Source organism: Nonomuraea sp. NPDC054003 (assembly GCF_055585125.1).
This window is the reverse complement of record NZ_JBVJKR010000006.1, coordinates 76,665-102,779: the sequence shown is the minus strand read 5'-3', so window position 1 is coordinate 102,779 and position 26,115 is coordinate 76,665. Positions and strand designations below refer to the sequence as shown.

Here is a 26,115-nt window from a genome sequence, read left to right as displayed (position 1 = left end):
GGTCACGTGGAGCTCCAGATATAGAGGAGTTTTTCCGGACATCAACGACGCGGAGGGCCAGAATGCGGTCTCGACGCTCAACTCACCGGAGGACAGCGATGCGAAGACGGCTCCAGGCACTGGCCTGCCTCGGAAGTCTCGCGGCGACGGGCATTCCCGCGTCGAGCCCGGCGGCCGCGCAGACCGCGTACACGGCGCAGGCCGTGGAGACCGCGGCGGGCGCCGCGGTCTCCACGATGGCGGCGTGCCGCGTGGTGGCCGCCAGGCCGGCGCTGGACCCGGGCGGGACGATCACGGCCACGGCCGTGCGGACCGGCTGCGACGACGAGTCCCTGCTCCGCCTACGGATCAGGGAGGCAGGACCCGGCCCCGACCGCACTCTCGGGAGCGACTCCCGGGTGCTGGTGAACGGCCGCGTCACGGTCAGGCTGCGCTGCTCCCCCGCTCCGCGCCGCTACTACGTCACGGCCATGGACTTCGAGGGCCGCCCCGCCACGTCGCGCAGCGTGGTGCTGTCCTGCGGGTACGGGCGAGGGTCCGGCTCGGACGCCTCCGCCGCCGAAGCCGCGGTCGTCAGGCTCACCAACCAGGCCCGCGCCGGCCGGGGCTGCCGGCCGCTGCTGCACGACCGCAGGCTGCACAGGGCGGCCGAACGGCACTCGGCGGACATGGCCGCCAGGGGCTACTTCGACCACACGGGACGGGACGGCCGCTCCGGGGGCGACCGCATCCGGGCCGCCGGTTTCGCACCGCTCCGCGGCTGGGGCGAGAACATCGCCGTGGGCCCGCACTCCGCCGCCCAGGTGGTGCGGGGCTGGCTCGACAGCCCCGGTCACCGCAGGAACATCATGGACTGCTCGTACACCCACATCGGCGTCGGCCAGCACCCGCGCGGCCCGCACTGGACCCAGACCTTCGCCAGCCACTGAGCCCCGGGCGCCGAGACCACCGGAGCGCCGGGCGTACCGGCCCCACCCGTGCCGGTTCCCACCGCACGCCCCGCGCTCCCCTCCGGCGGGCCCGGCCGCGACTCCGTATCGGACCGTGGCCGGGCCCGCACCCAGGCGTGTCAGTCGCTCAGAAGGTCCACCGCGGCCCGGCCGAACGCGCGCACCCTGCCCGTCTCCCCGCCGGCCCGCCACACCAGCCCCCATTCGACCCGCGGCGCGTCGCGTACCGGCACGTAGGCCACGTCAGGGCGGGCGTAGTAGCGCCGCGTCTGCGCCCCCACCAGTAGCACCCCGCGCCCCGCACCGACCAGCGTCAGGGCCTCGTGCAGGGTCGCCGCCCGAGTCCCCGGCGAGCCCGGTGCGGCCCGGCCGCCCGCCAGCTCCACCACCGTCACCCGCTCCAGGTCGGCCAGCCCCACGGACTCCCGGCGGGCGAACGGATGCCCCGCCGGCACCGCCGCCATCAACGCCTCCCGCACCAGCACCGGCCCCGCGTCCGCGCCCGGCACCGGCAGTGTCGTCAGCACGACGTCCACCTCGCCGTCGCGCAGCCACGGCGCCACCTCTCCCGGCTGCGCCTCCCTGATCACCACCTCGCAGCCCGGCACCCTGCTCCGGAACAGCTCCTCCACCCCGGCCAGCAGCTGCCCCGCGGCCGCCCCGGTGAAGGCCGCTCGAAGCGTCCCCGTCAGCCCGCGGCCCGCGTCGGCCGCCCGCTCGTACGCGGCCCCGATGGCCTCCCAGGCGGGCCGCACCTCCTCGTGGAGCCGGCGCCCCACCGGGGTGAGCGCGACGCGGCGGCTGGTCCGGTCGAACAGCGGCGCGCCCACCCGCCGCTCCAGCTTCCTGATCGTCTGACTGACCCGCGCGGTGGACACGCGCAGCCGCTCGGCGGTGCGCCCGAAGTGCAGCTCCTCGGCGAGGGTCAGGAACGCCTCGATCTCGTGCCTCTCCAGCACCCCGCCCTCCCGTCCTTAAGCCCGGCTTCACGATCGTGGCACAGAGCGGCGTTGATCACCGCCCGCCGGAACCGGAGGCTGGAGGCGCGTTCGAAAGGAGCACCACGCATGTACGTCACCGAGCACCGCGCCCTGTCCGGCGCCCCGCGCGAGCTGGAGGACCGGACGGAGATCACCGACGCCCTCCTCCGCTTCGCCCTGGGCCAGGATCTGCGGGACGAGGACCTGTTCGCGTCCTGCTTCACCGAGGACGCCGAGCTGGACTTCCGCCCGGCAGCCGCCCGCTGGGGCGCCGCGCCGCCGCTGATGAAGGGCCGGGACGCGATCGTCACGACTATCCTGTCCGGCTTCAGCGGACGGGTCGACACCACCCACCAGGTCACGAACCCGCGCATCGCCGTCACCGGCGACACGGCCCGCCTGACCGCCCTGGTCGAGGCGCAGCACCTGCTCACCGCCGACCACGACACGCACGCGCTGCTGAAGAACCGCTACGACGTCAGGCTGGTACGGGACGGCGGCCGATGGCTGATGAGCCGGATCCGCATCGAGAACGTCTGGTACACCGGCGACCCGGCGGCCATCTTCACGGACAGTAACCGGCCCGGCGGCGTCGCGTAGAGAGGGAGGGGAATGGGGGAAGGGGCTGAAAACGGTGACGGGGCCCACCTCGTCGATGAGGTGGGCCCCGCTCTAACGACCTGTTATGCCTCAGCGGTTGGTGAGGATGTCCAGGACATCGTTGAGGACGTCGAGGTCGAGGAAGTCATTGTCAGAACCGTTGTTGGTCCACTCGCCATCCTGCGACCTGTTGTACCTGATGTCGTCGCCGTCGTCGTGGTGGTCGTGGTCGTAGTTGGCCACTACCGGTGCGGTGGTGTAACCCTGAGCGAGCGCGGGAGCGCCGCCCAGCATGACCATGCCGCCGATCAGACCGGTCAGGACAAGTCCCGTCTTGTACATCGGATCTCCTCTGTTACCTCTCGACTACTCTCCGTAGGTAGCGGTCGGAAGTATCCCCGAAGGCCTCTCCGAACAAACGCCGAGAATCACGCTTTGACGTACGAAGAAGCCTCCCTTGGCGGAACCTAGACGAAAGCCGGTCGTCCATGACGATCGGACTACCCACAGGCGACGCCGTCCGGATGAGACGGGGACAGCCACGGCGGCGCCGGAAAAGCGGCAAAAAGGGCGCGGCCCCGGCCGGAGGATCACCCCGGCCGGGGCCGCGCACGCGGACTCACGCGGCTCTGTCAGCCGCGTGACGTCATGAAAAATCAGGCCTTGAGCCAGCTCATCATCGGACGGAGCTCGGCGCCGGTCTTCTCGATCGGGTTCTCCGCCAGCTCGTCACGGTGACGCTGGAACTCCTTCTGGCCGCCGTCGAACTCCTCCACCAGCTCGCGGGCGAACCGGCCGTCCTGGATCTCGGCGAGGATCTCGCGCATCGCCTGACGGGTCTGCTCGGTGACGACGCGCGAGCCGCGGGTGTAGCCGCCGTACTCGGCCGTGTCGGAGACCGACCAGTACATCTTCGAGATGCCGCCCTCGTACATGAGGTCGACGATGAGCTTCATCTCGTGCAGGCACTCGAAGTAGGCCACCTCCGGCTGGTAGCCCGCCTCGATCAGGGTCTCGAAACCGGCCTTGATCAGCTCGGAGACGCCGCCGCACAGCACGGCCTGCTCGCCGAACAGGTCGGTCTCGGTCTCCTCGGTGAACGTGGTCTTGAGCGCGCCGGCGCGGGTGCCGCCGATGCCCTTGGCGTACGAGAGCGCCAGGTCGAGGGCCTTGCCGGAGGCGTCCTTCTCCACCGCCACCAGGCAGGGCACGCCGCGCCCCGCCTCGAACTGGCGGCGCACCAGGTGGCCGGGGCCCTTGGGCGCGACCATGCACACGTCGACGCCCTCGGGCGCCTCGATGAGGCCGTAGCGGATGTTGAGGCCGTGGCCGAAGAAGAGCGCGTCGCCCTCCCTGAGGTTCGGCGCGACGTGCTCGGCGTAGAGGTGGCGCTGGATGTGGTCCGGCGCCAGGATCATCGTGACGTCGGCCTCCTTGACCGCCTCCGACGGCGTGAGCACGCGCAGGCCGTCGTTCTCGGCCTTCTCGCGGCTCTTGGAGCCCTCGGGCAGGCCGACGCGCACGTCGACGCCGGAGTCACGCAGGGAGAGCGCGTGGGCGTGGCCCTGGCTGCCGTACCCCAGCACGGCCACACGGCGCCCCTGGATGATCGACAGGTCGGCCTGGTCGTCGTAGAAAATCTCGGTCACTTGCGAATAACCTTTCAGGCGGTACGGTCCAGTGCCCTGAGGGACCGGTCGGTGATGGAACGGGCGCCGCGGCCGATGGCCACCATGCCCGACTGGACGAGTTCTTTGATGCCGAACGGTTCGAGCACCTTGACGAACGCGTCGAGTTTGTCGGGGGTGCCGGTGACCTCGATGGTCACCGCGTCGGAGGCCACGTCGATGCAGCGGGCCCGGAAGAGCTGGACGAGCTCCAGCACGTGGGAGCGGCTGTCGGCGTCGGCCTTGACCTTGATCAGCGTCAGCTCGCGCTGCACGGACTGGGACGGGTCGAGCTCGACGATCTTGAGCACGTTCACCAGCTTGTTGAGCTGCTTGGTGACCTGCTCCAGCGGGAGCTCCTCGACGTTGACCACGATCGTCATGCGGGAGATGTCTTCGTGCTCGGTGGGCCCGACGGCCAGCGAGTCGATGTTGAAGCCCCGCCGGCTGAACAGCGCGGACACCCGCGCCAGGACACCCGGCTTGTTCTCCACGAGCACTGACAGCGTGTGTCTGCTCATTCTTCGTTCTCCCACGTCGGCGCCATGTCACGGGCGTACTTGATCTCGTCGTTGCTCGTCCCTGCCGCGACCATGGGCCAGACCATGGCGTCCTGGTGGACGACGAAGTCGACCACCACCGGCACGTCGTTGATCTCCATGGCCTTCTTGATGGTCGCGTCGACGTCCTCGGGACGCTCGCACCTCAGGCCAACACAACCATAGGCCTCCGCCAGCTTGACGAAGTCGGGGATCCGGCGGGTCGCCTGCAGGTCGGTGTTGGAGTAGCGCTCGTCGTAGAAGAGGGTCTGCCACTGGCGGACCATGCCGAGGTTGCCGTTGTTGATGACGGCGATCTTGATCGGCACGCCCTCCAGGGTGCACGTGGCCAGCTCCTGGTTGGTCATCTGGAAGCAGCCGTCGCCGTCGATGGCCCACACGACCGCGTCGGGGTCGCCCATCTTCGCGCCCATCGCGGCCGGGACCGCGAAGCCCATGGTGCCGGCGCCGCCGGAGTTGATGAACGCGCCCGGCCGCTCGTGCGCGATGAACTGGGCGGCCCACATCTGGTGCTGGCCGACCCCGGCCACGTAGTAGGCGTCGGGCCCGGCGATCGCGCTCAGCCGCTGCATCACGTACTGAGGAGCCAGCGAACCGTCGTCGAACTCGTCGTAGCCGAGCGGGTAGGTCTCCTTGTAGCCGTTGAGCGTCGTCCACCAGTCGGCGTAGTCGCCCTGCTGGCCGGACGCCTCGACGGCGGCGATCAGGTCGCCGATGACCTCCTTGCAGTCGCCCACGATCGGCACGTCGGCGTGGCGGTTCTTGGAGATCTCCGCCGGGTCGATGTCGGCGTGCACGATCTTGGCGTACGGGGCGAACGTGGAGAGCTGGCCGGTGACCCGGTCGTCGAACCGGACGCCCAGGCCGACGAGCAGGTCCGCCTGCTGCAGGGCGCCCACCGCGGAGACCGAGCCGTGCATGCCGGGCATGCCGAGGTGCTGGGGGTGGCTGTCGGGGAACGTGCCGCGCGCCATCAGCGTGGTGACCACCGGGATGCCCGTCAGCTCCGCCAGGCGGAGCAGCTCCTCGGAGGCGCGTGCCTTGTGGACGCCGCCGCCGACGTACAGCACCGGCCGCCGGGACTCGGCGATCAGCTTGGCCGCCTCGCGGATCTGCTTGGAGTGCGGCCGGGTGACGGGGCGGTAGCCGGGCAGCTGCATGACCGGCGGCCAGCTGAACAGGGTCTCGGCCTGCAGCGCGTCCTTGGAGATGTCGACCAGCACGGGCCCGGGGCGGCCGGTGGCGGCGATGTGGAACGCCTCGGCGATCGTCCGCGCGATGTCGTCGGCGTCGGTGATGAGGAAGTTGTGCTTGGTGATCGGCATGGTGATGCCGGAGATGTCGGCCTCCTGGAAGGCGTCCGTGCCGATCGCCCCGCTGGCCACCTGCCCGGTGATCGCCACGATCGGCACCGAGTCCATGTAGGCGTCGGCGATCGGAGTCACCAGGTTGGTCGCACCCGGCCCGCTGGTCGCCATGCACACGCCGACCTTGCCGGTGGCCTGCGCGTATCCCTCGGCCGCGTGCCCGGCGCCCTGCTCGTGCCGTACAAGCACGTGCCGGACCTTGGCCGAGTCGTACAGGGGATCGTAGGCGGGGAGGATGGCGCCGCCAGGGATCCCGAACACGGTGTCGACTCCCACGTGCTCCAAGGCCCTGACCAGGGCCTGTGCACCTGTCATCCGTTCGGTCATCGGCTCGTTCCTTGTGTGATCACACGTCAGGACATAAAAAATGCCCCTCCCCACGGGAAGTGGGAGCGGGGCGGCGCGCAGGTCGGAGTGCTTCGCTAACGGCCTGCGCGCCAGCGAAGTACTACGAGAATCTCACTGCGAAGCATGGCTTACACGATAGCCGCTCTGAACCGCCCGGTGTCAACTTGGTGGGACACAGGTCTCACACGCTGAGATCAAACGGTGAGATCAAACGGTGAGATCAAACGGTGAGACTGGTCCGCATCAGCGAGTCGACGCCCCTGGCCGCCATGGGCCGGGCCACGAGGAAACCCTGACCGCGGGTGCAGCCCATCTCGCGCAGCAGGTCGAGCTGCTCGGGCCGCTCGATGCCCTCGGCCACCACGATGAGCCCGAGGTCGTGGCCGAGCCGCACGATGGTCCGGGTGAGCAGGGTCAGCGTGTCGTCCTGGCCCAGCCCGGACACGAACGACGGATCGATCTTGATCATGTCGACCGGGAGCTGACGGAGGAAGGCCAGCGAGGCGTAGCCGGTGCCGAAGTCGTCGATGGCCAGCCGCACGCCCAGGGCGCGCAGCTCCGACAGCCGCTTGACGGTCTCGTCGGCGTCGTCGACGAGCATCTCCTCGATCACCTCAAGGGTGAGCGCGCAGGCGGGCAGCCCGCTCTCCTCCAGCGCCTCCTCGACCGTCTGCACGAACCGGGGGGCGGTGATCTGGCGGGCGGACAGGTTGAGCGACAGGCCGATGCCCCAGGACTCGGCCCGCCAGGCGGCCACCTCGCGGCACGCCTCGCGCAGGATCCACTCCCCCAGCGGCACGATGAGGCCGGTGTCCTCGGCCGGGCCGAGGAACTGGTCGGGCGGCACGAACACCGAGCCGCGGCACCACCGCACCAGCGCCTCGACCGCGGTCACCCGGGAGGTGGCCAGGTCGACCACGGGTTGGTACTCGATCGCGAACTGGTGCTCGATCAGCGCCCGCTGCAGGTCGGCGGCGAGCTCCAGCCTGCGGACCACGTCGGCGTGCATCTGCGCGGCGAACACCTCGACCCGGCGCCCGCCGAGCTCCTTGGCCCGCGCCATGGCCACGTCGGCGTTGCGGATCAGGTCGCCGGCGGGCACGTCGTCCTCGGCGAAGGCGACCCCGACGCTGCCGGTGAGCGCCACGTCGCGGTCGGCCACCCGGAACGGCTCCTGCGAGACCGCCCGCAGCAGGCGCTCGGCCAGGTCGACGGCGAGCTGCGCGTCGCCGCCGGTCTCGATGAGCACGGCGAACTCGTCGCCGCCCCACCGGGCGAGCGTGTCGTCGGGGCGTACGGCGCCGCGCAGCCGGCGCGCGGCCTGGCCGAGGAGGTAGTCGCCGCTGGCGTGGCCGACGGAGTCGTTGACGGAGGTGAACCCGTCGAGGTCGAGGAAGATGACCGCGACGTGGCCGGAGCCGCCGAGCACCTCGCGGGTGCGCTCCTCGAAGTAGGCGCGGTTGGGCAGGCCGGTGACGCCGTCGTGGAAGGTCAGGTGGGCGACCTGGTTGCGCAGCGCCTCCTCGTCGCTGATGTCGCGGGTGGTGACCAGGATCTGGTCCTCGCCGCTGGCGTGGCGGGTGGCGACGGATTCGGTGGGCCGCCAGGTGCCGTCGGCGGCGCGTACGCGGCAGGCGATGAGGCAGGCGCCGGGATTGGCGTCGTCCTCGTCGTCGAGGCCCATCGCGCGCAGCGACGACTGGATCTGCGGCACGTCCTCGGGGTGGATGTAGTCGAAGATCGATCCGCCGACGAGCTGCTCGGGGCGGTAGCCGTAGGTCTCCTCCACCCCGGCCCCGATCTCGTGCACGGTGCCCTCGTGGTCGCAGATGAGCACCACGTCGCCGGTGCTCTCGGCCAGGTCGCGCAGCTGCTTCTCGCCGCGCGAGAGCAGCGTGCGCAGCCGCAGGTTGACGCCCGACAGCACGAACAGGCGCAGCAGCAGGAGCAGCACCATCGAGGCGGCGACCACCACGACGCCGGTGACGGGCGCCTGCCGCCCCCCGCTCGACAGGTGGACGACCATGGTCACGGTGGCCACGGCGACCAGCGCCAGCGGCAGCAGGGCGACGAGGCTGCCCATGAGCGGCCAGGCCGTCACCTCGCGCGGCCGGGCCCAGGGCACGACGGTCAGCAGCAGGAACGCCGCCGGCGCGAGCGCCAGGCTCCACCCGGGCGGCCCGCCGCCGTCGAGCCTGGCCACGGCGCCGGCCAGGCTGGAGGTCGTGGTGGCCGCGAGCACGCACAGGCCGGCCACGCCGAGCGGCAGGGCGACGGCCCTGCCGGTGACCACGGAAGGCACCACCGCGCACGTCACCAGCAGCGCCAGCATGGGCGGCAGCATCGAGAAGGTGAACAGCGCCGGGTCGGCGGTGTTGTCGTAGACGTGGCGCAGCGCCACCACCCAGCCGACCACGAACAGCGCGGCGGCGGACAGGTAGGAGTCGGTGACGTGGCGGAGCACGACCAGGGCGGGCGGGCGGCGACCGCCGGCGACGAGCGCGCCCCCGCCGATCAGCACGGTGCCGAGCAGCACGAGCAGGTCGGCGAAGCTCACCATGAGGCTGGAGCTGTCGGTGAACGGGCGCACGGCCACGCCGAGTGCCCAGACCGCGGCGCCGCCGCCCATCCAGCGGATGCCCCTGGACATGGACCGGCGCTCGGCCGGCGGCCCGGAGGCGAGCAGCAGCGAGGCGGCGGCGAGCATGGCCGCGAGGAATCCGGCGACAGCGCCGATGTAGAGGGCCGGGCCGCCCGCAAGGAGCGCAGCCGCGACCCCGGCCGCGCCGATCGCCGCTCCGGCGGTCAGCGATGCCCGTGGATCACGCCAGCGGATCACAGTCGTTGCCCATCCCGTCCTCGAACCCTGCTCCCGTGGCCGCCGAAGCCCGGCGGGTCCACATCGCCAGTGTGTGTGGTCTCGGCTGCGCGGGTGGTGACAACGCCGATGTCGTCACCGATCTGATAACCACACGGACCAATTGCCGCCAAGAATTCCTTGACAGGAAGTCAGGAAACCTTGGATAGACGCAACCGTACGCACCGAAGGTCACGGCCCAGCCACGTTCCGGATTCTCCTCAGTACGCGTCGGTGATGATGTTGTCCAGCGGCTCGCCGCGGAGGTGTCTGGAGATTTGCGCCCGGATGAGCTTCAGCGTGCGCCGGCCGGAGGCGGGCGTGCTGCCGGCCACGTGGGGGGTGATCAGCACGCCGGGCGCGCTCCACAGGGGGTGGCCCTCGGGCAGCGGCTCCGGATCGGTCACGTCGAGCGCGGCCCGCAGCCGGCCGGCCTCCAGCTCGGCGACCAGCGCGCCGGTGTCGACCACCCCGCCCCTGGCGGCGTTGACCAGCACGGCGCCGTCCTTCATGCGGGCCAGGAATCCGGCGTCCACCATGCGGGCGGTGGCGGGGGTGGAGGGCACGAGCAGCACCACCACGTCCGCTTCCGGCAGCAGGCCGGGCAGCTCGTCCATGCCGTGGACGGGCCCGTACTCACTGTCGCGGGCGCTCCTGGCCACCCGGACGATCTCCACCTCGAAGCCCGCCAGGCGGCGCTCCAGCGCGCCGCCGATGGAGCCGTAGCCGACGATCAGCACGGTGGAGTCGGCGAGCGCCCCGGTGTGGCGGTAGGTCCACGCGCCGCGCCGCTGCGCGCCGGCGAACTCGGGGAACTCGCGGACGACCGCGATCATCGCTCCCGCCGCCCATTCGGCGGTGCCGGCGTCGTGCACGCCACGCGCGTTGCACAGCACCACGCCCTCCGGCAGGTGGGGGCGGTACGGGTCGACGCCCGCGGTCACGGTCTGGAGGAGGCGCAGCGAGCGCATGCGGGCGAGGATCCCGGGCACGTCGGACACCACGACGAGAGGCGGGACCCACACCTCGACGTCCTCGATCCCGGGCGGCTCCGGCACGTCGCGGTGGAACACCGCGCACTCCACGCCGGGCAGCTCGGACAGGACGTCGGCGACAGCGTCGGAGGGCACCCAGATCTTCATGCGGGAAACCTTAAGGGTCGGGAGTGAGTATGGGACACATGAGGCACATCTGGATGATCATCTTCCTGGCGGCGCTCACCGCCTGTTCAGGCGCGGACGGGGTGGCGACCACGCCCACGGCCTCCGTCAGCCCCGGGCGCTCCCCGGGCGAGCCCACGACGGTGGCGGAGAACCTCGCGGTGCCGTGGTCGATCGCGTTCCTGCCCGGCGGGGACGCGCTGGTGACCGAGCGCGACACCGCCCGGCTGGTCCGCGTGAGCGCCTCCGGCCAGGTCACCGAGGTGGCCAAGATCGACGGCGTCGTCCCCGACGGCGAGGGCGGGCTGATGGGGCTGGCGGTCAAGGACGACCAGGTGTTCGTCTACTACACCGCCGCCGAGGACAACCGGATCGTCCGCTACCGGTTCACCGGCGACGCGGTGTCGGATCCGCGGGTGATCGTCCAGGGCATCCCCAAGGGCGGCATCCACAACGGCGGCAGGCTGGCGTTCGGGCCCGACGGCCACCTGTACGCGAGCACCGGCGAGATCGGCGACCGGGAGCTGGCGCAGCAGCGCGACTCGCTGGCCGGCAAGATCCTGCGGATGACCCCCGACGGCGAGCCCGCGCCCGGCAACCCGTTCGGCACGCTCGTCTACAGCCTCGGCCACCGCAACGTGCAGGGCCTGGCCTGGGACGACCAGGGCAGGCTGTACGCGTCCGAGTTCGGCGCCAACAGCTTCGACGAGCTCAACCTGATCAAGCCGGGCGCCAACTACGGCTGGCCGGAGGTCGAGGGCCGCGGCGACAACCCCGCGTTCGAGAACCCGATCGTCACCTGGGACACCTCGGAGGCGTCGCCGTCGGGGCTGGCCTACGCCGACGGGTCGCTCTGGATGGGCGCGCTGCGCGGCGAGCGCCTGTGGCAGATCCCGCTGGCCGCGGACGGCTCGCCCGGCGAACCGGTGGCCCACTACTCCGGCGTCTACGGCAGGCTCCGCGCGGTCTCCACGGCTCCCGACGGGAAGCTCTGGGTGGGCACGAGCAACAAGGACGGCCGGGGCGACGTGCGTGACGGCGACGACAGGATCATCGCCGTCACGCCGTGACGGTCAGCTTCCGGAGGCGCAGACGACCTCGGCCCGCGGCCGGTACTTGGTGGTCAGCTTCTTGTCGCGCTTGACCACCTTGCCGTCGTTGTGGAAGACGCGGGTGACGTCGATGGTGAAGCCCTGCTGGCCGGGGCCGGCCACGCAGTCGGGGGCGTCGCTGGTCTCGCGGCGGAACGGGGTGAAGTCCCGCTTCTCGGACTCGACGGCCTCGACCTTCTCGTACCGCTTGGTGCTGTAGAGGGTGACGGTGACGGACGTCTCGGTGGACGCCGTCTTGATCAGCACGCCGTGGTCGGAGTCGTTGCGCCACTTCAGGTCGAGGTCGGGGTAGAGCAGCGCGGCGTCGCGGCCGGCCGGGTAGCGGGTCGAGTGGTAGTCCATCGGCGTGTGCGTCACGTCCTCGAAGCCGCCGTAGAAGACCGCGTTGTAGAGCGCGGTGGCGAACTGCGACGAGCCGCCGCCCATGATGGTGAGCAGCCGGCCGCCGACGATCTGCGGCGCCGGCACGTAGCCGCCCTCGGTGGTGCGCTCGCCGACCAGTTCGTTGAGCGAGAACGTCTGGCCCGGCCTGACCAGGTGGCCGTCCACGTCCGCGGCCATCTGCCTGATGTTGGTGACCCGCGGCTGGCAGCAGTCGAACATGGAGGTGAACGAGCCCACGGCCTCCTTGATGCCGAGCCCGCTCACCTCCTCGGTGGTGACGTCCGGCGGCGCGGCGGACAGCGTGACGGGGACGACCCGCTCGCCGCCGCGCCGCAGCATGCCGGTCACGTCGCGGGCGAGGCGCTCCTCGTCGATGCCGCGCCCCGCGCGGGAGGTGACGAGCCGGGGGCTGCCGTCGACGATCTCGTACGTGGCGTCGCGTGGCGCCTGGGCCGCGTCCACCAGGACGCTCTCCACGGGGCCGAGCGCCTTCGCGGCGTCGAAGCGGGGCTTCAGCGCCCCCTCGTCGTCGGCCACGAAGGTCAGGCTGGCCGCGATGGCCGCCGGGGTGAGCTGGGCCTGCTTGCCGTCGAGGGTCAGTGTGATCGGGCCGGCGACGGCGCGCCTGGCCTGGGTCCTGGCCCGGTTCACGGCCTCCTGCGTGGTGGCGGGCTCGGCCGGTTTCAGCGACAGCGACGCCTTGCCGCTGCCGGTGAGGAAGGCGGCGCTGATGGCCTTGACGGCCTCGCCCCGGTCGAGCAGCGCGCCGGGGCGCGGCTGGGTGACGACGGGCCGCAGCTCCTTGAACGTCACCTTGCCCTCGGTCGGAGGCTTGTCGACGGTCCCGGCCAGCGCCTCGACGGTCCTGGCGAGCTGGGAGGCGTCGACGGTGACCTGGGGTTCCAGCTCGGTGGTGCCGGTCAGCGCCCGCCACACCTCGCCGGGGCTGGGGAAGCCGCTGGGCACCTGGTTGATCGTGCTGACGACGTCCAGCTGCAAGCCGGCCTCGTCGGGCTGGACGGTGTCGCGGTGCTTGCCGACGGTCACCACGACGGGCTTGCTGAGCTCGGCGGCCAGTTCGGCGCGGAGCTTCTCGGCCGCCTGCGTGACGGTCAGGCCGCCGATGTCGACGCCGTCGACGCGGGTGCCTGGCAGTACGGTGCCGGACATCAGCACGGCCGGCACCAGGTAGGCCAGGAGGACGGCGAGGAGCACGAGCACGCCGACGGCGGGCAGCAGGCGGCGCCGCCTGGACGGCTCGGGGTCGGTGTAAGCGGGCGGCTGCGGCTCGGTGAAGGCCGGTGCGGGATTCACGCTGACCGGCCACGGCTGCGACTGCTGCGGGGCCGGGGGCGGCCCGCCGTTCGCGGCGGCCTGGGGGCCCTGGCCCGCGGGCGGGGACTCCGGCCGGCCCTGAGGGCCGAAGATGTCCCTGGACACACCGGGTGGAAGGCCTTCCACCTTCGGCTTCCTCGAAGTGGCGCGCGAGGGTAACGGCACCGAGGCGAACGGGTCGGTCGGTGATTCGATCGGTCCCGCGTTACGCACGCCTCAATCTCCTCCCTCTCCGCAGCCACTTCTCAGGAAACAGTAAGGCACGCGGGTACGGATATGTCACGAGAAACGACTACGGAAGTGTGTCAGCCGATCCAGCGGTACCGGTGTTCCGGTCTGCCCGCCGTCCCGTACCTGGGCCGCAGCTCGGCCCGGCGGGCGCCGCACAGGTACTCCAGATAGCGGCGGGCGCTGACCCGCGACAGCCCCGTCAGGGATGCGGTCTCCACGGCCGACAGGTCGCGGCCCGCCTCCCGCAGCACCGTGGCGACCAGCGCACAGGTCGCCTGCGACAGGCCCTTGGGCAGCGCCGGCGGGGTGCCGGTGACGCCGAAGAGCCGGTCCACGTCGTCCTGGTGGGCCTCCGGCCCGATGGCGCTGAGCTGCCTGCGGGTATGGGCGTACTGCTGGAGCCGCTCGGTGAGCGCGGCGGCGGCGAACGGCTTGATCAGGTAGTTGACCGCCCCGCCGCGCATGGCCTCCCTGACCGTCGGCACGTCGCGGGCCGCGCTGATGACCAGCACGTCCACGCCGCTGATCGCCTTGAGCACTTCCAGGCCGGACATGTCGGGCAGGTAGATGTCGAGCAGGACGAGGTCGGGCCGGGACCCGGCGACGGCCGTGATCGCGTCGGCCCCGTTGTGGGCGGTGGCCACCACCTCGAAGCCCGGCACCCTGGCGACGTAGCCGGCGTGGATGCGGGCCACCATGAAGTCGTCGTCCACGACCAGCACCCGGATGTCGCTCACGTCGCCGCCTCCTCGGGCAGCAGGGCGGTGAACACCGCGCCGCCGGAGTTGCGCACCCGCACCCAGCCGCCGCGGCGCAGGCAGGCCTGACGGGTGAGCGCCAGGCCGAGCCCGCGCGGCCCCGAGTGGGCCGCCTTGGTGGTGAACCCCTCGCGGAAGACCTCCTCCACCAGCTCCGGCGTGATGCCCGGCCCCGAGTCGCGCACCCGTACGCGCAGCCCGCCGTCCCCCGCCACGACCGAGACCTCGATCGTGCCGGCCCGGCCGTCGAGCGCGTCGATGGCGTTGGCCACCAGGTTGCCGACGACCAGGACCGCGTCCTGCGGGTCGCCGAGCGCCCCCTCGGGCACCGTGGAGTCGTCCGACAGCACCAGCCGGGCGCCGCGCTCGGCCGCCTCGGCCGACTTGGCCAGCAGCAGCGCGGCCAGCGTGGGGTCCTGCACCCGCTCGCGCAGCTCGCCCGCCTTCACGCCCGGGGTGGTGCTGGTGATGAACGCGATGGCGGCGTCGTGCTCGCCCATCTCCAGCAGCCCGACCACGGTGTGCATGCGGTTGGCGAACTCGTGCGCCTGGGCCCGCAGCGCCTCCGTCGCGCTGCTGGTCGACTCCAGCTCGCGGGCGAGGCGGACCAGCTCGGTGCGGTCGCGCAGGGTGATCACCCAGCCGCTCTGCCGGCCCCGTACGGACACCGGGGTGCGGTTGAGCACCAGCACCCGCTCGCCGTGCAGGACCACCCGGTCCTCGCCGGGGTCGGCGCCGCCGAGCACGTCGCGCATGCGGTCGGAGACCGGCATCCGGGTCAGGTCGTCGCCGACGTCGCCGAGCAGCTCGCGGGCGGCGTCGTTGACCAGCGTCACCCGGCCGTCGAGGTCGAGCGCGAGCACGCCTTCCTTGACGCCGTGCAGCACGCCCTCGCGCTGTTCCAGCAGGGCGGCGATCTCGCGCGGCTCCAGCCCGAACGTCTGCCTGCGCACCCTCGCGGTGATCAGGGCGGCCGCGGCGAGCCCGGCGACGAGCACGGCCGTCGCGGTCCACAGCAGCGGCGGCAGCGCGCCCGCCACCTCGCCGATGACCGTGGTCTCCAGCACGCCGACCGAGACCAGGCCGATGACCTCGCCGTACTCGTCGCGCACCGGGGTCTTGCCGCGGACCGTGATGCCGATCGTGCCCTTCTGGGTGCCCACCCAGTCGCCGCCGGTGGTGAGCACGTAGCTGCCGTCGGTGGACAGCCGGTGGCGGATCAGCGAGGCGTTGGGGTGGGCGTAGCGGACCTGGTCGGCGTTGGCGATCACCACGTAGTCGGCGCCGGTGGTCTGCTGCACGCTCAGCGCGAGCGGCTGCAGCACGGTCTCCGGCCGGCGCAGCTTGAACGCCTCGCGCACCTGCGGCAGGGCGGCGACCGACTGGGCGATGGCCAGCGCCCGCTGCTCGTAGCGGGAGTCGTACTGGTTGCGGGTGTGCTGTGCCCAGACAGCGGCGGTGCTGCCGACGGCGAGCAGCACGATCGCCATCTGGAGCACGAACAGCTGGGTGCCGAGTCTCACGCAGCACATGCAAACAGCGCCAGGTCACGGGCCGGTTGCGACCAATACGACCACTACGACCGCTACCTGCAGAGTCTCGACGCGGGCGCTCACGGGCCGCACGATCCAGGGTTCATAGATGTGAAACCCCATGGAGTTGATCATGCGTTTGCGTATCATCGCCGCGCTCGCGGCGTTCTCCGTCGCGGCGGCCGGCTGCGGCGGCGGCAGCGGCGGCGGCACCACGACCCTGCGCATCATGGCCCCGGCCTCGCCCGGCGGCGGCTGGGACCAGACCTCACGCACCGCGGAGCAGGCGCTGAAGTCCGTCGCGCCGGACCGCGGCGTCGAGGTCTTCAACGTCCCCGGCGCCGGCGGCACGATCGGGCTGGCCCAGCTCGCCGGTGAGCAGGGCAACGGCAACCTGCTGATGACCATGGGCCTGGTCATGGTCGGCGCCATCGAGCAGAACAAGTCCAAGGTCACGCTGGCCGAGACGACGCCGATCGCCAAGCTGACCGAGGAGTACGAGATCGTCGTGGTCCCGGCGGAGTCCCCGCTCCAGTCGCTGCAGGACCTGGTGGCCGCGTGGAAGGCGGACCCGGCGAAGGTGTCGGTCGCGGGCGGCTCGGCCGGCGGCACCGACCACATCGTGGCCGGGCTCATGGCCAAGGCTGCGGGGGTCGACCCCAAGCAGGTCAACTACATCGCGCACTCAGGCGGCGGCGAGGCGCTCAACGCGCTGCTCGGCAACAAGGTCACGATCGGCGTCTCGGGCGTCGGCGAGTTCGCCGAGCACGTCAAGTCCGGCAAGCTGCGCGCGCTCGGCGTCACCTCCGGCGAGCGGCTGCCCGAGCTGGACGCGCCCACGCTGAAGGAGGGCGGCCTGGACGTGGAGCTGGCCAACTGGCGCGGCTTCGTGGCCCCCGGCGGGCTCGCCGACGCCGACCGGCAGGCGCTGACCGACCTGGTCACCAAGATGCGCGACTCGCAGCCGTGGAAGGACGCGGTGGCCAAGAACGGCTGGATCGACTCGTTCATGACCGGCCAGGAGTTCGACGCCTACCTGAAGTCCGAGGAGACCCGGGTCAAGGGCATCATCGCCGAGATGGGGCTCGTGTCCTGATGTCCTCACCCGAGGAGCCCACTCTTCAGGAGACCGGGCGCAAGCGCGGCCTTTGGCGGCCCGAGCTGGGGCTGGCCCTGGTGGTGCTCGGTCTCGGCGTGTTCGTCGTCGTGGGCACGCTCGACGTGTCGGCCGCGGCCTCCCGGCTCGGGCCGGGGCCGCGGTTCTTCCCCATGCTGGTCGGCGGGGCGATGATCCTCATCGGCCTGTTCTACGTGGCCGACGTGCTGCGCGGCGGGCGCGGCGACCCGGAGGAGAGCGAGGACGTGGACGCCGAGGCGCCCGCCGACTGGCGCGGCGTCGGCCTGGTGAGCGGCGTCTTCCTGGCCTTCACCGCCGTGCTGGACGTGCTCGGCTGGATCATCGCGGCGAGCCTGCTGTTCTTCGGGCTGTCACTGGCGCTCGGCGCCGAGCACAGGGTCCGCGCGGCCCTGATCGCGGTGGTGCTGGCCGTCTCGACGTACCTGACGTTCGTCGAGGGGCTGGGCGTCACGCTGCCCGCCGGGCTGCTGTCGGGGGTGATCTGAGTGGAGTCGCTGGGGCTGCTGCTCGACGGGTTCGCCGCCGCGCTGACGCCGGTCAACCTGCTGTACGCGCTCGTCGGCGTCACACTCGGCACCCTGGTCGGCGTGCTGCCGGGCATCGGGCCGGCGATGACCGTGGCGCTGCTGCTGCCGATCACCTTCACGGTGCCGCCGGCCAGCGCGTTCATCATGTTCGCCGGCATCTACTACGGCGGCATGTACGGCGGCTCGACCACGTCCATCCTGCTCAACACGCCCGGCGAGTCCTCCTCCATGATCACCGCGCTGGAGGGCAACAAGATGGCCAGGCGCGGGCGGGCCGCGCAGGCGCTGGCCACGGCGGCCATCGGCTCGTTCGTGGCGGGCACGATCGCCACCGCGCTGCTGGTGTTCGCGGCGCCTGCCGTGGTGAGCTTCGCGATCTCGTTCGGTCCCGAGGACTACTTCGCGCTGGCGATCCTGGCCTTCACCGCGGTGTCGTCGGTGCTGTCGCGGTCGGTCGTGCGCGGGCTGGCCTCGCTGGTGCTGGGGCTGGCGATCGGGCTGGTCGGCATCGACCAGCAGACCGGGCAGGCCCGGCTCACGCTGGGCGTCCCGCAGCTCCTCGACGGCATCGACGTGGTGATCGTCGCGGTCGGGCTGTTCGCCGTGGGCGAGGCGCTGTACGTGGCCTCCCGGCTGCGGCACGCCCCGCCGGACGTCGTACCCGTCGGGCGGGCCTGGATGGGCCGCTCGGACTGGGGCCGGTCGTGGCGGCCGTGGCTGCGCGGCACCGCGCTCGGCTTCCCGTTCGGCGCGCTGCCCGGCGGCGGCGCCGAGATCCCCACGTTCCTGTCGTACGCGGCCGAGAAGCGGCTCGCCCGCGGCGTGGCGCGGGAGGAGTACGGGAAGGGCGCGATCGAGGGCGTGGCCGGGCCCGAGGCGGCCAACAACGCCTCGGCGGCGGGCACCCTCGTGCCGCTGCTCACGCTGGGGCTGCCGACCTCCGCCACGGCCGCGATCATGCTGGCGGCCTTCCAGCAGTACGGGCTGCAGCCCGGGCCGCAGCTCTTCGACCACAACCCGGCGCTGGTGTGGGCCATGATCGCGTCGCTGTTCATCGGGAACACGATGCTGCTCGTGCTGAACCTGCCGCTCGCGCCGGTCTGGGCCAAGCTGCTGCGGATCCCGCGCCCGTACCTCTACAGCGGGATCATCCTGTTCGCGGCGCTCGGCGTCTACGCGCTGAACGCCAGCGCGGTGGACCTCGTGGTGCTGTTCGTGCTCGGGCTGCTCGGGTTCGCCATGCGGCGGTTCGGGCTGCCGGTCGCGCCCGCGGTGATCGGCATGATCCTGGGGCCGATGGCGGAGATCCAGCTGCGGCGGGCGCTGGCCATCGGCGCCGGCGACGTGACCGTGCTGGTGGGCAGCCCGGTCGCGGTGGTGCTGCTCGGGCTGTCGCTGCTGGCCCTGCTGACGCCGCTGCTGCGGGGCTTCATGGCCAGACGGCGGATGCCGCCGCTGCCGGTCTCGCACGAGGACTGACACCAGGACTGAACGGCGCGGCCCCGGACATCACCCGGGGCCGCGTCCGTCTCAGACCGCCGCGGCCGCGGGGACGGGGGTTCCGGCCCGCACGGCGCGGGGCACGATCAGCAGCCCGGCCGCCGCTATGACCAGGGTCGCGGTGAACACCGTCCAGTAGGCCCCGCCGGCCGCGATGAACAGCGCGGAGGTGACGGCGACCGCCACCACCGAGAACACCGACTCGCCCAGGTGCAGCGCCCCGCTGTTCTCGCCGGCCTCGCCGGGGGCCGACAGCTCCAGCGTGAGCACCGACAGCGTCGGGTAGATCAGCCCCATCCCGAACCCGGCCGCGATCCAGGCCGGGTAGGCCAGCTCCAGCGGCACCCCGGGGAACGTCACGGCCCCCATCGCCACGATGCCCGCCGACAGCGCCACCGAGCCCAGCCGCAGGTTCGTGCTCCGGCTGAACACCTCGCGCCCCTGCAGCCAGGAGGCGAGCGACCAGGTCAGCGCGCCACCGGTGAGCGCGATCCCGGCGGTGAACGGCGACATGCCGCGCTCCTCCTGCAACATGAGCGGCACCATCACCTCGGCCGCGAAGAACGCCCCGGTGGCCAGGCCGCGCAGCCCCACCACCGCCGGCAGCCCTCTGGCGGCCCTGAGCGTCCCGGGGGGCAGCAGCCTGGGCAGCGCCACGGCCAGGATCACCAGCCCGATCGCCAGCAGCGCGAACCGCCCGTCGCTCCCGTACTGCATGAGGGCCGCCGCCACGGCCGTCACCGCCGCCCACGCGATCTTGCCCATGAGCCCCGGCGCCGGGGCGCCCTGGCCGCCGCGCACCGGCTGGCCGACCAGCCCGCGCGCCAGCACCAGCCCGGCCGCCACGGTCAGGAACGGCACCAGCAGGAACACCCACCGCCAGCCCAGCGTCTCCACGATCACGCCGACGATCGCCGGCCCCACCATCGACGGCACCACCCACGCGGTCGCGAACAGCGAGAACACCCGGGGATGCAGCTCCTCGGGATAAACCCGGGCCACCACCACGTACAGCGCCACGTTCACCAGCGCCCCGCCGAACCCCTGGATCAGCCGCCCGGCGATCAGCACCTCCATGGCCGGCGCCAGCCCCGCCAGCGTCAGCCCGCCGATAAACGCGGCCGCGCCGGTCCAGAGCGGCGGGAGCGGCCCGCGCACGTCCGCCCACCGGCCGCCGAGCACCGTGCCCACCACCCCGGCCGCCAGCGCGCTGCTGAAGGCCAGCCCGTAGAGCTCGAACCCGCCGAGCTCACGCGCCACCACCGGCATCGCCACCGCGACCGCCACATATTCGAAGGCCACCAGTGACACCATCGCCACGAGGCCCGCGGTCAGAGCAGATGTCTTCATACCGGAGACGGTAGATCCGCTCCTCGCGGAAAACCTCCAGCCACGGCCGTAGGCCGGGGTACGCGGATCGTCCTAGGTCCCGCCCCCACGCGTGGAGGGCGGGACCTAGGACCTACTCGGAGACGCCCAGCTTCTCCAGGATGAGCTGACGGGCGCGGGCCGCGTCGGCCTTGCCCCGGCTGGCCTTCATCACGCCGCCGACCAGCGCGCCGACGGCCGCGATCTTGCCGGAGCGCACCTTCTCGGCGGCGTCGGCGTTGCCCGCCAGGACCTCGTCGATCATCGCCGACAGCTCGCCCTCGTCGTTGACGATCTTCAGGCCGCGCTTCTCGACCACCTCGTCGGGGGCGCCCTCGCCGCCGAGCACGCCCTCCAGCACCTCGCGGGCCAGCTTGTCGTTGAGCGCGCCTGAGGCGACCAGCTCGGTCACCTTGGCCACCTGCGCGGGCGTGATCGGCAGGTCGGCCAGCGCCACGCCGGTCTCGTTGGCGCGGCGGGCCAGCTCGCCCATCCACCACTTGCGGGCGTCGGCCGCGGGCGCGCCCGCGGCGACCGTGGCCTCCACCAGGTCGATGGCGTCGGCGTTGTGCATGGCCCGCATGTCGAGGTCGGACAGCCCCCACTCGGCCTGCAGCCGCTTGCGCTTGACCGTCGGCAGCTCGGGCAGCCCCGCCTTGAGCTCCGCCACCCACGCCGGGTCCGGCGCGATCGGCACCAGGTCGGGCTCGGGGAAGTAGCGGTAGTCCTGCGCCTCCTCCTTGGACCGGCCGGACGTGGTGGTGCCGGTGTCCTCGTGGAAGTGACGGGTCTCCTGCACGATCCGGCCGCCGTCGGCGAGGATCGCGGCCTGCCGCTCGATCTCGCCGCGCACCGCGCGCTCGACGCTGCGCAGCGAGTTGACGTTCTTGGTCTCGGTACGGGTGCCCCACTCGGACGCGTCGCGCGGCATGAGCGAGACGTTCACGTCGCAGCGCAGCGAGCCCTCCTCCATGCGCACGTCGGAGACGCCCAGCGAGCGCATGATCTCGCGCAGCTCGGTGACGTAGGCCTTGGCCACCTCGGGCGCGAGCCGGTCGGTGCCGGGGATCGGCTTGGTGACGATCTCGACCAGCGGGATGCCGGCCCGGTTGTAGTCGACGATCGAGTAGTCGGCGCCGTGGATGCGGCCGGTGGCTCCGCCCACGTGGGTCGACTTGCCGGTGTCCTCCTCCAGGTGGACCCGCTCGATCTCGATCCGCACGGTCTCGCCGTCGACCTCCACGTCGAGGTAGCCGTCGAAGCAGAGCGGCTCGTCGTACTGGGAGATCTGGTAGTTCTTCGGCATGTCCGGATAGAAGTAGTTCTTCCGAGCCATGCGGCACCACTCGGCGATCGAGCAGTTGAGCGCCAGGCCGATCCTGATCGTGGACTCGATCGCCATGGCGTTGGCCACGGGCAGCGCCCCCGGCAGCGCCAGGCAGGTCGGGCACACCTGCGTGTTGGGCGGCGCGCCGAAGGTGGTCTTGCAGCCGCAGAACATCTTCGACGCGGTGCCCAGCTCGACGTGCGTCTCCAGCCCGAGCACGGGCTCGAAGCGAGCGAGCGCCTCGTCGTACGGCATGGCCGTCTCGACAGTCATGATGAGGTCCTTCGTTCAGATCGCATGCGAACCAGCTCCTAGAGCGCCGGGGCCTTGGCCAGCAGGCTGCCGCCCCAGCGGCTTTCGAGGGCCTGCTCCACGGCGGCGCCGACCCGGTAGCAGCGGTCGTCGCCCAGGACCGGGGCCATGATCTGCAGGCCCACCGGCAGGCCGTCCTCGTCGGCCAGGCCGCACGGCACCGAGATGGCCGCGTTGCCCGTCAGGTTGGACGGGATCGTGTAGAGGTCGGCGAGGTACATCGCCATCGGGTCGTCGGCGCGCTCGCCGATCGGGAACGCCGTCGTCGGCGTCGTCGGCGAGACGAGCACGTCGACCTGGTGGAAGGCGGCCTCGAACTCGCGCGAGATGACCGTGCGGACCTTCTGCGCCTGGCCGTAGTAGGCGTCGTAGTAGCCGCTCGACAGGGCGTACGTGCCCAGCATGATGCGCCGCTTGACCTCGGGACCGAAGCCGGCGGCCCTGGTCAGCGCCATGACCTCCTCGGCGCTGCGGTCGCCGTCGTCGCCCACGCGCAGGCCGTAACGCATGGCGTCGAAACGGGCCAGGTTGGAGGAGCACTCCGACGGCGCGATCAGGTAGTAGGCCGGCAGGGCGCTCGCGAACGCCGGGCAGGACACCTCGACGACCTTGGCGCCGAGCGACTCCAGGAGCTGCACGGTCTCGTTGAAGCGGGCCAGCACGCCGGCCTGGGCGCCCTCGCCCGCGGCGAACTCCTTGACGACGCCGATGCGCATGCCGGAGACGTCGCCGTGGCGCGCGGCCTCGACGACGGACGGCACCGGGGCGTCGATGGAGGTCGAGTCCATCGGGTCGTGGCCGGAGAACACCTCCTGCAGCAGCGCGGCGTCGAGCACGTTGCGGGCGAACGGGCCCGGCGTGTCGAGCGAGCTGGCGAAGGCGATCAGCCCGTAACGGGACGAGCCGCCGTAGGTGGGCTTCATGCCGACGATGCCGGTGACGGAGGCGGGCTGGCGGATCGAGCCGCCGGTGTCGGTGCCGGTCGCCAGCGGGGCCTCGTAGGCGGCCACGGCGGCGCTGGAGCCGCCCGACGAGCCGCCGGGCACCCGGGTCAGGTCCCACGGGTTGTGGGTGGCGTGGTAGGCCGAGTTCTCCGTGGAGGAGCCCATCGCGAACTCGTCCAGGTTGGTCTTGCCCAGGATGACCAGCCCGGCCTCGCGCAGCCGCCGGGTGACGGTCGCGTCGTAGGGCGGACGCCAGCCTTCGAGGATCTTGGACGCGGCCGTGGTCGGCATGTCGTGGGTGGTGAAGATGTCCTTGTGCGCGATGGGCACCCCGGCCAGCGGCCCGAGCTTCTCGCCCGCCCGCAGCCGGGCGTCCACGGCCCGCGCCTGTCCCAGCGTGGTCTCGCGGTCGACGTGCAGGAACGCCTTGACCTGGGGCTCCACCTCGGCCATCCGATCGAGGTGGGCCTCGGCCACCTCGACCGCGGACACCTCACCGGCGGCGATCATCGCGCCGAGCTCGGCGGCGGTCTTGCGGATCAGGCTCATGCCTCCTCCCCGAGGATGCGCGGCACCCGGAAGCGGTCGTCCTCGACGGCGGGAGCGCCCGACAGGGCCTGCTCGGGCGTCAGGGACTGTCGCACCTCATCGGGACGGAAGACGTTGGTCAGAGGCAGAGCGTGCGACGATGGCGGCACGTCCTCGGCGGCGACCTCGGCCACCTTCGCGACCGACTCGATGATGGCATCGAGCTGCGTGGCGTAGTGGTCGAGCTCGTCGTCGGTGAGCGCCAGCCTGGACAACCGGGCCAGATGCGCGACCTCGTCGCGGGTTATGGCGGACATGAGTCGTTGAACCCGTTTCGTGGATGGAGTTTGGACACTCACATCCTAGGGGCCTTGACGGATCGCCTCAGAACCCTTAACCACCTGGTAACACCAGTGGCGTGACGCCTCAGACGGTCTGGGGGAACTCCTCGCCGTACTCGTACTCGCGCTCCTGACGCTCGCGGAGCCAGGCGGTGGCGTCGGCGGCCGGCATCGGCTCGCAGAACAACCACCCCTGGCCCAGGTCGCAGCCGATCTCGGCGAGGCGGAGCGCGACCGTCTCGGACTCGACGCCCTCCGCAACGGAGCGCAGGCCGAACGAGCGGACCAGGTCGACGATGGAGCGGACGATGCGGTCGTCGTCGGCGGAGTCGGCCATGCGGCGCACGAAGGAGGAGTCGATCTTCACTTCGGAGATCGCCAGCCGCTGCAGCCGGATGAGCGACGAGTAGCCGGTGCCGAAGTCGTCGAGCGCGAGCGGCACGCCGAGCGCGGCCAGCGCCTTGATGGTCTCCTGGGTGTAGACCTGCTCGCCGGTCAGGATGCGCTCGGTGACCTCCAGCTGGATCGCGGCCGGCGGCAGCCGGTGCCTGGCCAGGCCGGCTTCGAGCTGCTCGGGCAGGGCGGGGCCGAGCAGGTCGCGGGCGGAGATGTTGACCGAGATCTGCACCCGCAGGCCGGTCTGCCACCAGCGGGCGGCCTGCTCCAGCGCCTCGTCGACGACGTAGGCGGTGAGCTGGCGCATCAGGTAGGACTGCTCGGCCAGCGGGATGAAGTCCGACGGCCCGATGGCGCCGTGGACCGGGTGGTGCCAGCGCAGCAACGCCTCCACCCCGTCGACGGCGCCGCCGGCCAGGGCGACCTTCGGCTGGTAGTGCAGGCGCAGCTCACGGCCGTCGAGCGCGCGGCGCAGGTCGCCCAGCAGGTTGAGGCGTTCGGGCGAGTTGCGGTCCTTGTCCGGCTGGTAGATCTCGACGCCGGTGCGGCCCTCCTTGGCCAGGTACATCGCCACGTCGGCGCGCTGGAGCAGCAGCTCGAAGTCGGGCGCGTGGTCGGGATAGAGGGCGATGCCGACGGAGCCGTCGAGGTCGAACGACATGCCTTCGAGCCGCACCGGCTCGGTGAGCGCGGCCCGCAGCCGGGCGGCCACCTCGCGGGCGGCGTGGGCGTCCCTGATGGACGGCAGCAGCACGGCGAACTCGTCGCCGCCGAGCCGGGCCACCACGTCGCCGGGCCGCACGGAGTGGGTGAGCCGGTGGGCGACGAGTTGCAGCAGCCGGTCGCCGACCGGGTGGCCCATCGTGTCGTTGACCTCCTTGAACCGGTCGAGGTCGATGAGGAACAGGCCGACCCGCTCGTCATGGCGGGCCTCGGCCAGCGCCTCCTCGGTGCTGACGATGAGCATCTTGCGGTTGGGCAGCCCGGTCAGCTCGTCGTGCAGCGCCTGGTGGTCGCGGCGCATGGAGAGCGTGGCGGTGAAGTAGACGGCCGCGAGCGGGGCCACGAACAGCGGCACCAGCCCGGGTGAGTGGTTCATCACGACGACGACCAGCGGGGCCAGCCCGAGCAGCCCGGCGTACACCAGGGCCTGCGGCCCGATCGAGGCGCGCAGCACCCGCAGGATGGAGCGGCGTTCGTGCAGCGCCACGGCGCCGCACACGAGGGTGGCGCGGGTGGCGAAGTAGGCGACCCCGGCCAGCGCGATGGCCGGCAGCGCGTCGCCGGTCGGCACCCACGGCACGGCCGGGTTCGGCGCGTGGCCGAACGCGCCGATCACGACGGCGGCGGCGGTGAGCGCGAGCGTCGACTGGGCGATGTTGAACATCACCCGGTGCCAGGCCTTGCGGGTGGCGATGCCGTTGACGATGACGGCCACGGCCTGCAGGAGCACGGCCACGGGCAGGCCGAGGTAGAGCAGGACCGCGAAGGTGAACATGGCGGAGGGGTACGTGCCGCCCACCGCGGTGGCGGAGGACACCATGACCGGCCGCAGCTCGCCCAGGACGACCAGCACCGCGAGCACCCAGAACAGCGGCGTGCGGACGAGCTCCGTCAAGGGGCCCGGGTCCAGTCTCAGCACGGCCACGAGGAGCGCGGTGAAGCCGATCACGGTGACGCCCGCGAGGAACGCCCACAGGGGCGTGCCGGCGCGCGGCCCGGTGTCGCGGGTGTCGGTTGGGTCAGTCATCGTTAACGAAACCCCCATTAGTTCACTATGGGAGGGTACGACCATAACCCACTTCTCGCAGCCAAGTGCGTACGTTCCGTCACATCTCCTCCCCGGCCTGCACCCACCCTCCGTAGTTACCTGGTCAACGCCCTGTATTCGCA

21 protein-coding genes are annotated in these 26,115 nt (G+C 71.8%); 6 read left to right on the top strand and 15 right to left on the bottom strand.

What is annotated here, in order from left to right; genetic code table 11:
• Positions 1 to 98: 98 nt before the first annotated feature.
• On the top strand, positions 99 to 929 hold the full coding sequence (locus ACZ6YG_RS16965; RefSeq protein WP_466018530.1) for a CAP domain-containing protein: 831 nt from the start codon (positions 99 to 101) through the stop codon (positions 927 to 929).
• 140 nt (positions 930 to 1,069) lie between these two features.
• Here ACZ6YG_RS16965 and ACZ6YG_RS16960 read toward each other — a convergent pair whose 3' ends face one another.
• Complete coding sequence (locus ACZ6YG_RS16960; RefSeq protein WP_466018529.1) at positions 1,070 to 1,909, bottom strand: LysR family transcriptional regulator; 840 nt, start codon at positions 1,907 to 1,909, stop codon at positions 1,070 to 1,072.
• A 108-nt stretch (positions 1,910 to 2,017) separates the two neighbouring features.
• Between ACZ6YG_RS16960 and ACZ6YG_RS16955 the strand changes: the two genes are divergently transcribed.
• The gene (locus ACZ6YG_RS16955) at positions 2,018 to 2,530 is read left to right on the top strand and encodes a nuclear transport factor 2 family protein (RefSeq protein ID WP_466018528.1); all 513 of its coding nucleotides are present in this window, start codon (positions 2,018 to 2,020) and stop codon (positions 2,528 to 2,530) included.
• A 90-nt stretch (positions 2,531 to 2,620) separates the two neighbouring features.
• Here ACZ6YG_RS16955 and ACZ6YG_RS16950 read toward each other — a convergent pair whose 3' ends face one another.
• The 6 genes from ACZ6YG_RS16950 to ACZ6YG_RS16925 form a co-directional block, all read right to left on the bottom strand.
• The gene (locus ACZ6YG_RS16950; RefSeq protein ID WP_148029473.1) at positions 2,621 to 2,872 is read right to left on the bottom strand and encodes a hypothetical protein; all 252 of its coding nucleotides are present in this window, start codon (positions 2,870 to 2,872) and stop codon (positions 2,621 to 2,623) included.
• 314 nt (positions 2,873 to 3,186) lie between these two features.
• A complete protein-coding gene (ilvC, locus tag ACZ6YG_RS16945) occupies positions 3,187 to 4,170 on the bottom strand; it encodes a ketol-acid reductoisomerase (protein ID WP_148034310.1) in 984 nt (327 codons plus the stop codon).
• 23 nt (positions 4,171 to 4,193) lie between these two features.
• A complete protein-coding gene (gene ilvN / locus ACZ6YG_RS16940; RefSeq protein ID WP_148029472.1) occupies positions 4,194 to 4,718 on the bottom strand; it encodes an acetolactate synthase small subunit in 525 nt (174 codons plus the stop codon).
• Positions 4,715 to 6,451 carry an acetolactate synthase large subunit gene (locus ACZ6YG_RS16935; RefSeq protein ID WP_148029471.1) on the bottom strand — a complete coding sequence of 579 codons (1,737 nt, stop codon included), beginning with the start codon at positions 6,449 to 6,451 and terminating at the stop codon, positions 4,715 to 4,717. Before ACZ6YG_RS16935 ends, ilvN begins: the two co-directional genes overlap by 4 nt.
• Positions 6,452 to 6,692: 241 nt before the next feature.
• On the bottom strand, positions 6,693 to 9,311 hold the full coding sequence (locus ACZ6YG_RS16930; RefSeq protein WP_466018527.1) for a putative bifunctional diguanylate cyclase/phosphodiesterase: 2,619 nt from the start codon (positions 9,309 to 9,311) through the stop codon (positions 6,693 to 6,695).
• A 239-nt stretch (positions 9,312 to 9,550) separates the two neighbouring features.
• Positions 9,551 to 10,471, bottom strand: coding sequence for a 2-hydroxyacid dehydrogenase (locus ACZ6YG_RS16925; RefSeq protein WP_148029470.1), 921 nt, complete (start codon positions 10,469 to 10,471; stop codon positions 9,551 to 9,553).
• 38 nt (positions 10,472 to 10,509) lie between these two features.
• Between ACZ6YG_RS16925 and ACZ6YG_RS16920 the strand changes: the two genes are divergently transcribed.
• A complete protein-coding gene (locus ACZ6YG_RS16920; protein WP_397198811.1) occupies positions 10,510 to 11,559 on the top strand; it encodes a PQQ-dependent sugar dehydrogenase in 1,050 nt (349 codons plus the stop codon).
• A 3-nt stretch (positions 11,560 to 11,562) separates the two neighbouring features.
• Here the strand turns inward: ACZ6YG_RS16920 and ACZ6YG_RS16915 are convergent, their stop codons facing one another.
• The 3 genes from ACZ6YG_RS16915 to ACZ6YG_RS16905 form a co-directional block, all read right to left on the bottom strand.
• Positions 11,563 to 13,446, bottom strand: coding sequence for a VanW family protein (locus ACZ6YG_RS16915; protein ID WP_466018526.1), 1,884 nt, complete (start codon positions 13,444 to 13,446; stop codon positions 11,563 to 11,565).
• Positions 13,447 to 13,625: 179 nt separating this feature from the next.
• Positions 13,626 to 14,288, bottom strand: coding sequence for a response regulator (locus ACZ6YG_RS16910; protein WP_148029467.1), 663 nt, complete (start codon positions 14,286 to 14,288; stop codon positions 13,626 to 13,628).
• Positions 14,285 to 15,832, bottom strand: a complete 1,548-nt coding sequence (locus tag ACZ6YG_RS16905) for an ATP-binding protein (RefSeq protein WP_261808327.1) — start codon at positions 15,830 to 15,832, stop codon at positions 14,285 to 14,287. The genes ACZ6YG_RS16910 and ACZ6YG_RS16905 overlap by 4 nt, the downstream gene beginning before the upstream one ends.
• Before the next feature lie 142 nt (positions 15,833 to 15,974).
• Here ACZ6YG_RS16905 and ACZ6YG_RS16900 point away from each other — a divergent pair, with 142 nt between their 5' ends.
• The 3 genes from ACZ6YG_RS16900 to ACZ6YG_RS16890 are packed head-to-tail and all read left to right on the top strand — an operon-like array spanning position 15,975 to position 18,985.
• Positions 15,975 to 16,937 (top strand): tripartite tricarboxylate transporter substrate binding protein, encoded by a 963-nt coding sequence (locus ACZ6YG_RS16900; protein ID WP_466018525.1) that lies wholly within the window; start codon positions 15,975 to 15,977, stop codon positions 16,935 to 16,937.
• A complete protein-coding gene (locus ACZ6YG_RS16895) occupies positions 16,937 to 17,464 on the top strand; it encodes a tripartite tricarboxylate transporter TctB family protein (RefSeq protein ID WP_148029464.1) in 528 nt (175 codons plus the stop codon). Before ACZ6YG_RS16900 ends, ACZ6YG_RS16895 begins: the two co-directional genes overlap by 1 nt.
• On the top strand, positions 17,465 to 18,985 hold the full coding sequence (locus ACZ6YG_RS16890) for a tripartite tricarboxylate transporter permease (protein ID WP_466018524.1): 1,521 nt from the start codon (positions 17,465 to 17,467) through the stop codon (positions 18,983 to 18,985).
• Positions 18,986 to 19,036: 51 nt separating this feature from the next.
• On the opposite strand, the gene ACZ6YG_RS16885 is transcribed toward ACZ6YG_RS16890, so the two are convergent.
• From ACZ6YG_RS16885 to ACZ6YG_RS16865, 5 genes are all read right to left on the bottom strand, one after another.
• Positions 19,037 to 20,356 carry an MFS transporter gene (locus tag ACZ6YG_RS16885; RefSeq protein ID WP_466018523.1) on the bottom strand — a complete coding sequence of 440 codons (1,320 nt, stop codon included), beginning with the start codon at positions 20,354 to 20,356 and terminating at the stop codon, positions 19,037 to 19,039.
• A 112-nt stretch (positions 20,357 to 20,468) separates the two neighbouring features.
• Entirely contained in the window at positions 20,469 to 21,974 is a 1,506-nt protein-coding gene (gene gatB / locus ACZ6YG_RS16880) for an Asp-tRNA(Asn)/Glu-tRNA(Gln) amidotransferase subunit GatB (protein ID WP_466018522.1), read from the bottom strand.
• A gap of 38 nt (positions 21,975 to 22,012) precedes the next feature.
• Complete coding sequence (gene gatA, locus ACZ6YG_RS16875; RefSeq protein WP_148029461.1) at positions 22,013 to 23,506, bottom strand: Asp-tRNA(Asn)/Glu-tRNA(Gln) amidotransferase subunit GatA; 1,494 nt, start codon at positions 23,504 to 23,506, stop codon at positions 22,013 to 22,015.
• Entirely contained in the window at positions 23,503 to 23,802 is a 300-nt protein-coding gene (gene gatC, locus ACZ6YG_RS16870; protein WP_049556801.1) for an Asp-tRNA(Asn)/Glu-tRNA(Gln) amidotransferase subunit GatC, read from the bottom strand. Before gatC ends, gatA begins: the two co-directional genes overlap by 4 nt.
• Before the next feature lie 109 nt (positions 23,803 to 23,911).
• The gene (locus tag ACZ6YG_RS16865; RefSeq protein WP_148029460.1) at positions 23,912 to 25,972 is read right to left on the bottom strand and encodes a putative bifunctional diguanylate cyclase/phosphodiesterase; all 2,061 of its coding nucleotides are present in this window, start codon (positions 25,970 to 25,972) and stop codon (positions 23,912 to 23,914) included.
• Positions 25,973 to 26,115 lie beyond the last annotated feature (143 nt).

Excerpts from the sequence above, each read along its gene's own strand:
- ACZ6YG_RS16965 (WP_466018530.1), top strand. The coding sequence starts at position 99 with ATGCGAAGACGGCTCCAGGCACTGGCCTGCCTCGGAAGTCTCGCGGCG.
- ACZ6YG_RS16925 (WP_148029470.1), bottom strand. The coding sequence starts at position 10,471 with ATGAAGATCTGGGTGCCCTCCGACGCTGTCGCCGACGTCCTGTCCGAG.
- ACZ6YG_RS16935 (WP_148029471.1), bottom strand. The coding sequence starts at position 6,451 with ATGACCGAACGGATGACAGGTGCACAGGCCCTGGTCAGGGCCTTGGAG.
- ACZ6YG_RS16895 (WP_148029464.1), top strand. The coding sequence starts at position 16,937 with ATGTCCTCACCCGAGGAGCCCACTCTTCAGGAGACCGGGCGCAAGCGC.
- ACZ6YG_RS16900 (WP_466018525.1), top strand. The coding sequence starts at position 15,975 with ATGCGTTTGCGTATCATCGCCGCGCTCGCGGCGTTCTCCGTCGCGGCG.
- ACZ6YG_RS16885 (WP_466018523.1), bottom strand. The coding sequence starts at position 20,356 with ATGAAGACATCTGCTCTGACCGCGGGCCTCGTGGCGATGGTGTCACTG.
- ilvN (WP_148029472.1), bottom strand. The coding sequence starts at position 4,718 with ATGAGCAGACACACGCTGTCAGTGCTCGTGGAGAACAAGCCGGGTGTC.
- gatC (WP_049556801.1), bottom strand. The coding sequence starts at position 23,802 with ATGTCCGCCATAACCCGCGACGAGGTCGCGCATCTGGCCCGGTTGTCC.
- ACZ6YG_RS16920 (WP_397198811.1), top strand. The coding sequence starts at position 10,510 with ATGAGGCACATCTGGATGATCATCTTCCTGGCGGCGCTCACCGCCTGT.
- ACZ6YG_RS16865 (WP_148029460.1), bottom strand. The coding sequence starts at position 25,972 with ATGACTGACCCAACCGACACCCGCGACACCGGGCCGCGCGCCGGCACG.
- gatB (WP_466018522.1), bottom strand. The coding sequence starts at position 21,974 with ATGACTGTCGAGACGGCCATGCCGTACGACGAGGCGCTCGCTCGCTTC.
- gatA (WP_148029461.1), bottom strand. The coding sequence starts at position 23,506 with ATGAGCCTGATCCGCAAGACCGCCGCCGAGCTCGGCGCGATGATCGCC.
- ACZ6YG_RS16955 (WP_466018528.1), top strand. The coding sequence starts at position 2,018 with ATGTACGTCACCGAGCACCGCGCCCTGTCCGGCGCCCCGCGCGAGCTG.
- ACZ6YG_RS16950 (WP_148029473.1), bottom strand. The coding sequence starts at position 2,872 with ATGTACAAGACGGGACTTGTCCTGACCGGTCTGATCGGCGGCATGGTC.